The organism is Streptomyces sp. DI166 (assembly GCF_900091315.1).
Classification (GTDB): Bacteria; Actinomycetota; Actinomycetes; order Streptomycetales; family Streptomycetaceae; genus Streptomyces; species Streptomyces fuscus.
The window spans coordinates 26,585-39,286 of the sequence record NZ_FLSP01000008.1; the positions used below are offsets into that span (position 1 = coordinate 26,585).

Annotated in this window: 7 protein-coding genes; 1 reads left to right on the forward strand and 6 read right to left on the reverse strand. The window is 72.1% G+C overall.

The window, feature by feature from the left end; translation table 11 throughout:
- Nucleotides 1-11 precede the first annotated feature (11 nt).
- From GA0115233_RS06045 to GA0115233_RS06055, 3 genes are read right to left on the reverse strand one after another with little or no spacing between them, the layout of a single operon-like run.
- Nucleotides 12-941 carry a carbohydrate ABC transporter permease gene (locus GA0115233_RS06045; RefSeq protein WP_093719031.1) on the reverse strand — a complete coding sequence of 310 codons (930 nt, stop codon included), beginning with the start codon at nucleotides 939-941 and terminating at the stop codon, nucleotides 12-14.
- Nucleotides 938-1,972: an ABC transporter permease gene (locus GA0115233_RS06050; RefSeq protein ID WP_093719032.1), complete on the reverse strand. Its 1,035-nt coding sequence runs from the start codon at nucleotides 1,970-1,972 to the stop codon at nucleotides 938-940. Before GA0115233_RS06050 ends, GA0115233_RS06045 begins: the two co-directional genes overlap by 4 nt.
- Nucleotides 1,973-1,999: 27 nt before the next feature.
- Nucleotides 2,000-3,691, reverse strand: coding sequence for an extracellular solute-binding protein (locus GA0115233_RS06055; RefSeq protein ID WP_093719033.1), 1,692 nt, complete (start codon nucleotides 3,689-3,691; stop codon nucleotides 2,000-2,002).
- Nucleotides 3,692-4,067: 376 nt separating this feature from the next.
- Here GA0115233_RS06055 and GA0115233_RS06065 point away from each other — a divergent pair, with 376 nt between their 5' ends.
- Nucleotides 4,068-6,887 (forward strand): glycoside hydrolase family 3 C-terminal domain-containing protein, encoded by a 2,820-nt coding sequence (locus GA0115233_RS06065; RefSeq protein WP_093719034.1) that lies wholly within the window; start codon nucleotides 4,068-4,070, stop codon nucleotides 6,885-6,887.
- A 154-nt stretch (nucleotides 6,888-7,041) separates the two neighbouring features.
- On the opposite strand, the gene GA0115233_RS06070 is transcribed toward GA0115233_RS06065, so the two are convergent.
- The 3 genes from GA0115233_RS06070 to GA0115233_RS06080 form a co-directional block, all read right to left on the reverse strand.
- Nucleotides 7,042-8,487 carry an aldehyde dehydrogenase family protein gene (locus tag GA0115233_RS06070; RefSeq protein ID WP_093719035.1) on the reverse strand — a complete coding sequence of 482 codons (1,446 nt, stop codon included), beginning with the start codon at nucleotides 8,485-8,487 and terminating at the stop codon, nucleotides 7,042-7,044.
- A 134-nt stretch (nucleotides 8,488-8,621) separates the two neighbouring features.
- Entirely contained in the window at nucleotides 8,622-10,307 is a 1,686-nt protein-coding gene (locus GA0115233_RS06075; RefSeq protein WP_093719036.1) for a PucR family transcriptional regulator, read from the reverse strand.
- Between the two features lie 100 nt (nucleotides 10,308-10,407).
- Complete coding sequence (locus GA0115233_RS06080; RefSeq protein ID WP_093719037.1) at nucleotides 10,408-12,510, reverse strand: ATP-binding protein; 2,103 nt, start codon at nucleotides 12,508-12,510, stop codon at nucleotides 10,408-10,410.
- Nucleotides 12,511-12,702 lie beyond the last annotated feature (192 nt).

Consider the following 12,702-nt stretch of genomic DNA (forward strand, 5'->3'; position numbering starts at 1 on the left):
GAGGGGCGTGGTCAGCCCTTCACCGCGCCGGTCAGCATCCCCTTCTTGAAGTGCCGCTGGACGAAGGGCGAGAGAACGGCCACCGGGAGCAGCGCCATCACCATCACGGCCATCTGCACCGCGAGCCCGGACAGTTGGCCCGTCTTGATCGCCTGTCCCAGACCCACCGGCGCCTCCTGCTTCTGCACCAGCTGGATCATCACGTTCTGCAGCGGCATCATGTCCTGGTCGTTGAGGTACAGCGAGGCGTTGAACCAGGCGCTCCAGTACCCGACCGCGTAGAACAGGGTGATCACCGCGACGACCGCCCGGGACAGCGGCAGGACGATCTGCCACAGGATGCGGAAGTCCCCGGCGCCGTCGATGCGGGCGCTGTCGGTCAGCTCCGGGGAGATCCCCATGAAGAAGCCGCGCAGCACGAGGATGTTGAAGACGCTGAGCGCGCTCGGCAGGATCAGCGCGAGATAGCTGTCGGTCAGTCCGAGCGTCTGCACCAGCAGATAGGTCGGGATCAGTCCGGCGCTGAAGAACATCGTGGCCAGCAGGGTCATCAGGATCCACCGGTGGCCGAGCGAGCCGGTGCGCGAGAGGCCGTAGGCGCACAGCACGGACACCGTCATCGAGAAGGCGGTGCCGACCAGGGTGACCAGCACGCTGACGATCGTCGCGCGGGTCACCTGGCCGCCGCTGAGCAGCTCCTGGTAGGCGACGAAGGTGATGTCCTTCGGCACCATCACCAGACCGCCTGCCTCGTCGATGGTCTGCCGGGTGGACAGGCTGGTGACGACGACGATCCACAGCGGGAACAGGATGGCCAGGCAGGCCAGACCCAGGACCAGGGCTTTGCTCGCCAGGCCCGCCCTGCTCGGGGGTCCCTCCCAGACCGGCCGGGGCGGGGCGGCGAAGCGGCGCCGTACCGGCTTGTCGACGGCCGTGGTCATTTCTTGTACACCCCCTGCTCGCCCATCAGATGGGCCACCTTGTTCGCGGCCAGGACGAGTCCGATGCTGATGACGCCCTTGACGAGGCCGGCGGCGGCCGCGTAGCCGAAGTCCTGGTTGCGGACGCCGTTCCACCACACGAAGGTGTCCAGCACTTCCGCCGCGCCCGGTCCCACCGCGTCGCGTTGCAGCAGGATCTGCTCGAAGCCCACGGTCAGGGCGTCACCGACGCGCAGGACCAGCAGCAGCGCGATCACCGGGCGCAGCGCGGGCAGCGTGACGTGCCACATCCGGCGCCAGCGCCCCGCGCCGTCCATCGCGGCGGCCTCGTACAGGTCGGGGCTGACCGCGGCCAGCGCGGCGAGGAAGACGATGATCCCCCAGCCCGCGTCCTTCCACACGGCCTGCGCGGTGACCAGGAACTTGAAGGTGCCCGGGTCGGTCATGATGTCCAGGCCGTCGTACCCGTGGTCCCGCAGGAGCTGCGACAACAGTCCCGCGCCGCCCAGCAGTTGCTGGAAGACCGAGATCACCAGCACCCACGAGAAGAAGTGCGGCAGATACAGCACGGCCTGCGCCACCGCCCGCACCCGGGGCCGGATCACGCTGTTGATGAGCAACGCGAGGGCGACCGGGATCGGGAAGAACAGCAGGAGCTGGAGGAAGAAGAGGACCAGCGTGTTGCGGACGGCCTGCCAGAAGGCGGAGTCCTCGAAGATCCGCTGGAAGTTCTCCAGGCCCACCCAGGGGCTGTGCCAGATGGAGACGACGCCGTTGTCGCTGATGTAGGGGTCGTACTCCTGGAAGGCGACCACGTTGCCGAGGATCGGCACGTAGTTGAAGAGCAGGACCAGCAGGACGGCGGGCAGGGTCATCAGGAGCAGGACGCGGTCGCGCCTGAACCTGTGCCGCAGGCCGAGCTTCCCCTTCGGGGGTGTGCCACCCGGCCCGACGGCGTCGTCGGACGCCGTCGGGGACTTCGCCGTCGTTTCGGCCTCGGCCCTGCTCCGAGGCACCGTGCTGTGCGACACGGCTCTTCTCCTTGCCTCGGTGCCCGGTCAGTTGGCGGCGGAGCCGTTCTCGTCGAGGATCTGCTGGTACCAGTCGCGCAGCTTGTCGCCGCCCTTGTTCTTCCAGTCGGACACGGCCTGCTGCATGTCGCTGATCTTCTTGCGGCCGCGGACGATGTCGTCCTCCAGCTGCTCGAAGTCGTTGGAGAGGTTGGTCCAGCGGCTCGGCTCGGTGATCTGCATGCCGTAGAAGGCGGACTTATTGGTGAAGGCGCCCATTCGCTGCTGCCACTCGACCTGTCCCTTGGCGACCTCGGGGAAGTCGGGGTGGGCGATGGTCGGGGCGGGGCTCGCCACCATGACGTAGGCGTTGCTGACCTCCAGGTTGCCCTGGTCGGTCTTGGTGGGGACGCCGTCCTTGACGGTGTAGTGGGTGCCCTCCACACCGTAGTTGGTCATCATGTATTCCTTGGTGCCGTACGGCGCCGCGGTGGTGTTGGCGACGGCGAGGACCTCGCGGATCACCGACTCGGAGGCCTTCTTGTTGACGAAGGCGAAGATGCCGGCGGGCTGGTCGGCCCACAGGGTCGGGTCGCCTCCGTCGTGGCCCCAGATGTCCATGCCCCAGATCCTGAACTCCGGGTTGGCCGCGGCCTGTTCGGCGGTGCGGCCCCACCACTGGGAGATGTTGTTGGGGTAGATCAGGAACTCGCCCTTGGCGAACTTGGGCCCTGCGTCGGGGGCGTTCTTGCCCATCTTGGAGTCGGGGTGGACGACGCCCGCCTCGAAGAGCTTGCGGGACCACTCCAGGGCTTCGAGGTACTCCTCCGTCTCCACCCGGTTGACCAGCTTGCCGTCGACCAGGTTCCAGCCGAGCGGCTTCTCACTGCCGGAGAGGACCCCGAAGGCCTGGAAGGCGGTCCACTTCATGTCCAGGCAGGCCCAGCGCTTGGCCCTCGCGTTGGTGATGTCCTTGGCCAGCGCCATGAACTCGTCGCAGGACGTGGGGACTTCGTAGCCCTCCTTCTCGAAGATGTCCCGCCGGTACAGCGGCACCATGCTGGGCGCCCAGGGCGCGGGCATGGGCAGTCCGCGCAGCTTGCCGCCGAAGATGGAGCGCCGCCAGGCGTCGGTGGGGATCGCGGCGAGGTTGGGGTACTCCTTGACCCTGTCGCCGGAGAGGTAGGGGCTGAGGTCGGCGAACTTGCTGATGATGGCGCTGGGTATCTTGCCGTTCATGTTCCAGCCGGGGACGACCACCACGTCCGGGACGTCGCTGGAGGCGAGGACCGCGCCGAGCTTCTGCTCGTAGGTGTTGCCGTCCTGGTTCTGCCACTGGACGTCGACGCCGATCAGCTCGTTCATCGCCGTGTAGTAGTCGTTGTCGCCCTTGGGCGGGGAGCCCCAGAACGGCGACATGATGGTGACCTTGCCGCCCTTGCCGAGCTTCTTGGGCACCGAGGTCTTCAGGCCGGCCAGGTCCAGCTTGCTGGTGAAGCCGATCGCGGAGCCGTTCCTCGCGGGGATGTCCGGCTTGACGACGTTGCTGGCGACGAACGCCGGGAGGATCTTCTTCGCGTCCTTCGCCGACGTGGTCCCCTCGCGCGAGCTGGTGTCCGAGTCCCCGCACGCGGCGAGCAGCGGCATCCCTCCGGCCACCGCCGCGGCGGCGACCGCCGAGGAGGCGAGGAAGCTTCTCCGGCTGGGCGCGGACGGGGCGGAGGAGGCGTTCGGCGTCATTGCGTCAACCCTTCATGGCGCACCTGGACACCCGGCGGTGGGCCGTCGGCTGCGGTGTCTTGAGAACTGGCCGATCTTGAGTAACTGGCCGATCTTGAGTAACTGGCCGATCTTGAGTACTGGCCGAGCTGGAAGCAGTGCTCCGACCTGTGGGGCGCGGATCGCAGTCGAAGCGCTTCGATGTTGCTGCGAGGTTAAGTGAACACCCAGGGGCGCACAAGGGTCGTTCGCAAGATTCCTCGCGCCGGGTGGACTCGACCTTTTCTATGTGCTGCTTGAACTGACCGGGTACGTCTCTTGACACTCCACCCCACCTCGAATGAGCATCGAAGCGCTTCGAAAGCGCCGAGTCGATCCATCGCAAGGGGATCCCCACGTGACCGCACACCCGCCGCCCGTTCCGCCGTTCCGCGATCCGCGGCTGCCGTTCGCGAAGCGCGTCGACGACCTTCTCGCGCGACTGACCCTCACCGAGAAGATCGGCTGGCTGCACCAGTTCGCCCCCGCCGTGGAGCGGCTCGGCGTCGCGGCGTTCCGCACCGGCCAGGAGGCCCTGCACGGCGTGGCCTGGATGGGCCCGGCGACCGTCTTCCCGCAGGCCGTGGGCCTCGGCGCCACCTGGAACCCCGACCTGCTGCGCCGGATCGGCGAGGCCGTCTCCCGGGAGGCCCGGGCGATGCGCGCCAAGGACGACCGGGTGGGCCTGAACGTCTGGTCCCCCACGGTCAACCTGCTGCGCCACCCCCTGTGGGGCCGCAACGAGGAGGGCTACTCGGAGGACCCGGGGCTGACCTCCGCCCTCGCCGCCGCCTACACCCGGGGCCTGCGCGGCGACCACCCGGTGTACTGGCGCACCGCGCCGGTCCTGAAGCACTGGCTGGCCCACAACAACGAGACCAACCGCGACACCACGTCCTCCTCGGTCCGCCCCCGCGTCCTGCACGAGTACGACCTGCGCGCCTTCCGCGGCGCGGTCGAGGCGGGCGCCGTGGCCGGGGTCATGCCGGCGTACAACCTGGTCAACGGCCGCCCCAACCACGTCTCCCCGTATCTGCGCGAGCAGTTGCGCACCTGGACCGACCAGGAGCTGCTGGTCTGCTCGGACGCGGGCGCGCCCTCCAACCTGGTCGACTCCGAGCACTACTTCGACACCCACGAGGAGGCGACGGCGGCGGCGCTGCGGGCGGGCGTGGACAGCTTCACGGACCACGGCACGGACAGCTCGAAGATCGTGGAGCGCGTGCGGAAGGCCTATGAGCGGGGCCTGTTGACCGAGGCCGACATCGACGCCGCGGTCCGCCGCCAGCTCTGGGTCCGGTTCCGGCTCGGCGAGTTCGACGACCACGACGACCCGGGCGTTTTCGACACCCCCGAACACCGGGCGCTGGCCCGGGAGGCGGCCGAGCAGGCGGTGGTCCTGCTGCGCAACGACGGCGTACTGCCGCTGGCACCCGGTACCCGGGTCGCCGTCGTCGGCCTGCTCGCCGACGAGTGCAAGCTCGACTGGTACAGCGGCGGCCTCCTGCACCGTTCCACCCCGCTGGAGGGCCTGTACGAGCGGTTCGGCGCCAAGCGGGTCACCTTCGCGGAGGGCGTGGACCGGGTACGGCTGCGCACCTCCACCGGGGCCTTCCTGTACGTCCCCGACGGCGGCGCCGACGACGAGGCGCCCGGCGCCGAGGGCACCCTGGACCCGGCGCTGCTGGCGGGCCGCACGGATCTGCCGCCGCTCACCACGGACCCGGTGGGCACCGAACTGGCGCTGGTGGACTGGGGCGAGGGCGTGCTGACGCTGCGGGCGCCGGACGGCCGGTATCTGTCGGTCGCCGAGGACGGGTACGTACGCGCCTCCGCCGACCAGCCGGGCGGCTGGGTCGTGCGGGAGACGTTCCGGCTGGAACCGCACGGCGCGGGACACCTCCTCAGGCACATCGGCACGGGTCACCACGTCTGTGTCGCCGCCGACGGCCTGCGGGTTGCCGAGGAGGACGGGGAAGTCTTCGAGGTGGTGCTCGTCGAGCGCGGCACGGACGCGGTGGCCCGCGCGGCGGCGGGCGCCGACGTGGTGCTGGTGGTCGCCGGGAACGACCCGCACATCAACGGCCGGGAGACCGAGGACCGTACGACGCTGCGGCTGCCCGCGCACCAGGAGCGGCTGCTGCACGCCGCCCGCGCCGCCAACCCCCGCACAATCCTGGCCCTGGTCTCCGCCTACCCCTACGCCATCGAACCGGGAGCCCTGTCCGCCGTGCTCTGGACGGCGCACGGCGGACAGGCGGCCGGTACCGCGCTGGCCCGCGTCCTGGCCGGTGACGTCTCCCCCGCCGGACGCCTCCCGCAGACCTGGTACGCGAGCGACGCCGACCTTCCCGACCTGCTGGACTACGACGTGATCGGCGGCCGCCAGACCTACCTGTACTTCGAGGGCACCCCGCTCTACCCCTTCGGCCACGGCCTGTCGTACGCGTCCTTCGCCTACGACGACCTGACCGCCCAGGTGTCCGGCGACACGGTCCGGGTGACCTTCTCGGTGACCAACGCCGGGCGGATGACCGCCGACGAGGTCGCCCAGCTCTACGCCCGCGCGGTGGACCCCTCGGTGCCGCGTCCGCGCCGCGAGCTGCTGGATCACCGCCGGGTCACCCTCGCCCCGGGCGAGCGGGCCGAGCTGGTCTTCGAGGTGCCGCTGTCGGCCTTCGCGTTCTGGGACGTGGCGCACGGCCGGTGGCACCGGGAGCCGGGGCCGTACGACCTGATGGCGGGAGGTTCCAGCGAGGACGTGCGGCTGCGGACGACGGTCCTGCTCGACGGTGCGCCCGTGCCGCCGCGCGCGGTGCGCGAACGCGGCCTGGACGCGGCCGACTTCGACGAGCAGAGCGGTACCGCGCTCGTGGACCGCACCCGGACGGCGGGCGACGCGGTGTCCCCGGCCGGGGACCGGGCGGGCGAACTCCTCTACCGGGCCTGCGACTTCGGACCGGGGGTCACGGAGGTGTCGGTGACGGTGGCCGGGGCGGGAACGGTGGAGGTCTCGCTCGACGGCGGCCCCGTGCTCGCCACCCTGGCGACCGACGCACCGTCAGGCACGTACGAATACACCGAACTCACCACCGACTTCACCGCCACCGGCGTCCACGACGTCCGGATCGGGCTGCGCGGCCCGCTGCGGCTCGCGCACGTCGGCTTCTCCGGTTGAGGGTCCGGAGCGAGCCGGCGCACAGGAAGGGGCCCGGCACCGGAAGGCAACGGTGCCGGGCCCCTTCGCCCCTGCGGGAGACGTACTCCCCCCATGGATGACGGCCGGAGCCCCCGCACAGTGGGCTCCGGCCGTCGAGCCGGGTCAGGTCGGCTCAGAGGGCGAGGCCGGTCAGGACCAGCACCCGCTCGTACGTGTAGTCCTCCATCGCGAACTTCACGCCCTCGCGGCCGACACCGGACCGCTTGGCGCCGCCGTACGGCATCTGGTCGGCCCGGTAGGACGGCACGTCGCCGACGACCACACCGCCGACCTCCAGCGCGCGGTGGGCGCGGAAGGCGGTCTGCAGGTCGTGGGTGAACACGCCCGCTTGGAGGCCGTACTTGGAGTCGTTGACGGCGGCGAAGGCCGCGGCCTCGCCGTCCACCTTCTGCACCGACAGCACCGGGCCGAATACCTCTTCGCAGGCCAGCGTGGTGCCGGCGGGCAGGTCGGTCACGACGGTCGGCGCGTAGGAGGCGCCGTCGCGCTTGCCGCCGGTGAGCAGGGTGGCGCCCGCCTCGACGGCCTCGTCGACCCACGCCTCGACGCGCTTGGCGGCGTCCTCGCTGACCAGCGGGCCGACGTCGGTCCTGTCGTCGGAGGGGTCACCGGTGACCTGGGCCTCGACGGCGGAGACGATGCGCGGCAGCAGCCGGTCGTAGACCGAGGCGTCCACGATCACGCGCTGCACGGAGATGCAGGACTGGCCGCCCTGGTAGTTGGAGAAGGTCGCGATGCGGTTCGCGGCCCAGTCCAGGTCCTCGTCGCTGGCCCAGTCGGCGAGCACGACGGCCGCGCCGTTGCCGCCCAGCTCCAGGGTGCAGTGCTTGCTCGGCACCGACTCCATGATCGCGTAGCCGACCTTCTCGGAGCCGGTGAAGGAGATCACCGGCAGCCGCTCGTCCTGGACGAGGGCGGGCATACGGTCGTTGGCGACCGGCAGGATCGACCAGGAACCGGCGGGCAGCTCGGTCTCGGCGAGCAGCTCACCGATGATCAGGCCGGAGAGCGGGGTGGCCGGGGCCGGCTTGAGGATGATCGGCGCGCCGGCGGCGATCGCGGGGGCGATCTTATGGGCGCACAGGTTCAGCGGGAAGTTGAACGGCGCGATGCCGAGCACGACGCCCTTCGGGAAGCGCCGGGTCAGCGCGAGGCGCCCCTGGCCGCCGAGGTCGGTGTCCAGGCGCTGGGCCTCGCCGCCGTTGAAGCGGCGGGCCTCCTCGGCGGCGAAGCGGAACACGGAGACGGCGCGGCCGACCTCGCCGCGGGCCCACTTGATCGGCTTGCCGTTCTCGGCGGAGATCAGCTGGGCGATCTCCTCGGTGCGCTCCACGAGCCGGCGGCTGACGTGGTCCAAAGCGGCGGCCCGTACGTGCGCCGGGGTGGCGGCGAACTCGTCCCGCACGGCGTACGCGGCGGCCACGGCCTCCTCGACCTGGGCGTCGGTCGGCACGCTCACCTTGCCGACGACCCGGCCGTCCCAGGGGGAGGTGACGTCGAAGGTGTCCTCGCCGGAGACCTGGCGGCCGGCGAGCCAGAAGGCGTGGGTGGAAGTCATAGTGGAGTCCCGGCCCTTCCGCGTTGGGGGTGGAGTTCTTGGTTCGACGTCCACGGTAGGGGCGCGGGGGCGCGGTGGCGTTTGTCCGAGTCGTAGTAGTGGCCACGGGGCCCACTACGGATTGGCGCGGTGGGCTATTCGGCGGAGGTCGCCTTCAGCGCCAGCCACAGCTCCATCCGTACGTCCGGGTCGTCCAGGGAGCGGCCGAGGATCTCCTCCACGCGCCGCATCCGGTAGCGCAGGGTGTGCCGGTGGACGCCGAGGTCGGCGGCGGCCGCGTCCCACTGGCCGTGCCGGGACAGCCAGGCCCGCAGGGAGGCGACCAGGTCACCGCGGCCGGTGGCGTCGTGCTCGTACAGGGGCCGCAGCAGCCCGTCCGCGAACGCCCGTACGGCGTCGTCCGCGAGCAGCGGCAGCACCGAGCCGGAGGCCAGCCGCTCGTGCTCGACGAAGACCCTGCCGCGCCGCCGGGCCACCGACAGCGCCTGTTCGGCCTGCTTGTAGGCGGCGGCTGCGGCGATCGGACCGGCCGGGGCGGAGAGCCCGACGACGAGTTCGCCCTCCTCACCGGGTGCCTTCTCGCGTGCGGTGCCGCCCGCGCGGGCCGCCTCCAGCGCGGTGGCGTAGTCGGCGCAGGCGGTGACGGCTGCGCCGCCGTCCGCGGCCAGCACCACCAGGCGCTCGCCGTCCGGGACGACCAGCACGGCCTCCCCGGCACGCGCGGCGGCGGACTCGACGATCTCGGCGAGCGCGCCGAGCGGGTCGCCGTCGGGATCGGAGGCGGCGGCGAGGACGGCGGCCGAGGGCTTGGCCGCCGGTGCCGACTTGGGCGGGTTCTCCACGGCGGCGAGGGCGGCGGTGGCCGAGCCGGACACGGCGACCGTCTCCGCGACGATCATCCGGAAGGGCGCGTCGAGCAGTCCCCCGTACAGGTCCCCGGCGACCGCGCGGGCGTGGTCCGGCTCCCCGGCGAGCAGCATGCGCAGGACGGCGGTGCCGACGCGCTGCTCGGCGGCGTGCAGGGAGCGGGAGCGCTCGGTGGTCAGGGTGAGCAGGGCGATCGCGGAGTGCACGGCGTAGCGCTCGGCGGTGCCGAGGGCGGCGGCGGTGCCGACGGCGAGCGCGGCGCGGGGCCTGCGGCCGGTGCCGAGGGTGTGCAGTTCGACGCGGTCCTCGTTCTCCGGGCCGCCGACCACGGAGGAGGCGGGCGCCGGGCGTTCGCGCAGCCGCTCCACGTCCGGGGTGAGCCGGGCGGCCCTGCGGCCCGCCCACTCGGGGGCGGTGGCGACGACGGCGCCGGAGGCGTCGTAGAGCGCGGCCCAGCCGTCGACCTGCGCGGCGAGTGCGGCGAGGAGTCCCTCGGGGCCGTCAGTGAGGGCCTGCCTGGTCAGTTCGCGCTGGGCGGCGAACCCCGCCGTGACCGCCCGGTACTGGTCGGCCGCGATGGCCGCCGAGACGGCCTTGCTGATGGCGAGGAAGGGGGTGCGGCGTGGCACCTCCAGCAGCGGCAGCCCCTCCTTGCGGGCGGCGTCGACCAGGGCCTGCGGGATGTCCTCGTAGTTCACGCCCACCGCGAAGCCGAGCCCGACCACTCCGGCGCCGACCAGCCGCCGTACGTAGCGGCGCATCGCCTCGGGGTCCTCGGCGTCCAGCTTCAGGGCGGTGATCAGCAGCAGCTCGCCGCCCTCCATATAGGGGACGGGGTCGGCCAGCTCGCTGACGTGGGCCCAGCGGACGGGCACGTCGAGCCGGTCCTCGCCCGCGCGCACGGTCAGTTTGAGCGCGGAGTGGTGGACGAGCGAGGCGAGCGTGGGAGGCATGGGGCCTTCAGGTCGGTGACGTCGGTGCGATCGTGCTGATCTTTTGGCCGCGGCGTATGAACGGCCTGTGCCGATTCTGCCTCACCGTACGGTAGCGGGATCACTCCCGCAGATCGACCAGCAGCGGCGGCGCGTGCTCGCCGCGCACGCTGGTGAGCGACAGCACCGCGTGCCCCGGCGGCAGCGCGTGCGCCAGCTCGGAGGCGGACCAGCGCTCCCGCTCGACCTGGCGGACGGTGACGGCGCGCGCGGTCGGCGCCTTGCCGGTGATCACCCGGCGCACCGCGTGCAGGGCCTTCCCGGCCGGGGTCTCCGCGATGATCTGCCGGTCGGTGACGTCCCGGGCCTCGGTCCACTCCTTGCCCCACACCTCGGCGAAGTCCTGCCCGTCCCACGGGGTGAGCCCGGACAGTGCCATCCGGCACCCGGTGGCGCCGAGCAGCGGTCCGCGCAGCGGCCTGGGCACGTCGTCCAGGGTGCGCAGGGTGAGGACGGCGCCGGCGTTGCCGGAGCGCAGGCGCTGGATGCCGCGGACGGCCTCCGGGGTGATGACGCCGGTCGCGTCGTCGAGGACCAGGCAGGCGAACAGGGACCGGTCCTCGCGGACGGCGACGCTCGCCGTGAACTGGGCGAGCACCAGCCGGGCCAGGATCCGGGAGGCGTCCGCGTGCCCGCGCGCGGGCAGGTCGATACGGACCCGCACCGGGTGGTCGAGGGCCTTGAGGGAGAACGGCCGGGACTGCCCGGAGGTGTCGAAGAACCCGGCGAAGGCGGGGCGGTCCAGCAGCGCCACCCGGTCGGCGAGCACTCCGGCCACGTCACCGGGGTGGGCCAGCTGCCGCTCCCGCGCGTCCAGTTCGCGCAGCAGCGACTCCTGTCCGGAGCCTTCCAGGGCGGTGCGCAGGGCGGCCAGCGGGGCGGGGGCGCCGTCGAGGAGCTGGCGCAGCTCCGGGACGGACGGGAAGCGGTCGTGGACCGCCCGGAACGGGCCGAGCAGCTGGGCCAGCACGGTGGTGGAGCGGCGGCTGTCGTTGCCGGGGTGCGGGTCGGCGAGGTCCCCGACCAGTGCCTCGGCGAGCACGGCGGCGGCCTCGTCGGGGTCGGTGGTGCCGCCGTACAGGTCGAGGTCGTACACGGATTCCGGGTTGCCGATGCGGACGACGACGTCGTAGGCGTCCGCCGGGCCGATCCCGGCGCCCGCGGCGCCGACCACCACGACGGCGGCGCGTCCGGCGAGCGCGTGCAGGCACAGCGACTCCGCGAGCGGCCGTACGACGGTCCCGGTCTTCCCGGACCCGGCCGGGCCGACGGCCAGCAGCGAGGTGCCCAGCAGTTCGGGGCCGAGGGCGAGGCCGGTGCCGCGGTAGGTGTAGGGGTTGCGGGGGTCGTCGGCGGTGGTGCCGATCCGTACCTGCCCGGTGAGCAGGTCGTGCCGCGCCAGCCGGGTGGGCAGGTCCCGCTCCCCGGAAGGGTGCAGACAGGCGGCGGCCCCGTCCTGGAGTACGGCCCCCGTGAAGGTCGCCAGACTGTGCCGCCCGCTCCGCACGCCCTGCCAGGCCCGGCTGATCCGAGCGTGATCGACGTCCCGCATCAGCCCGGCCCCGGCCTCGGCGGCCAGCCGCTCGGCGGCGTCCACGGCACCGGCGGCGCGGAGCTGGGGCCACTGGGCGGGGTCCTCCTGCGGGGGCGGGGGTGCCTCGCCGGGCTGCGGAGTGGTGAGGCGGCGCAGGCCGGGGGCCAGGTAGCGGCGCCAGATCTCGGACCAGCGGCCCAGGCGGCCGACGCTGACCATGATGGTCAGCGCGACGATGACGTACCAGGCGTAGCTGAGGACGACCCGGCTCATCGAGTGGGGGTCGGTCCAGGAGTCCGTCATGGCGGTGAGCGGCAGCACCCACCAGCCGCCCAGGTAGCCGTTCCACAGCAGCGACCAGACCAGCCACCCGACCAGGAACGCGATCAGCGCCCCGCTGAAGAGCTGACGTGCGGGAATGACCTCCGGCTCCTGCTCGGGCCGGGGCACATGGCCGAACCGCCAGACCCCGGGCGCGGCCTCCGGACGGGGGGTGCGCAGCCAGGACAGGAAGGCCGAGCCGTCCGGTTTGGGCGGGGTGCTGGGCATCGGTGGCACAGCAGCGGAGCGTGATCGCGGTACCGGGTTCGCATGAGTACCCCGAGCCTCCTGCGTCCCGTCGCTGTCCATCTGCCCTTTCCCCCTGACCAGCCGTTCCGTACGTACGTCAGCGAGTCAATCTAACGCCCCGGCAAAGGGAGTTCACCGTTTGCCGCCCCGGCGCGCTGGAAGGGGCCGGAACCCCGCTATGTCCACCGCGGACAACCCACTCCTCCGACAACGCCCACATGGAGCATGCCCACCCCCCGCTCGCCGTCCTAG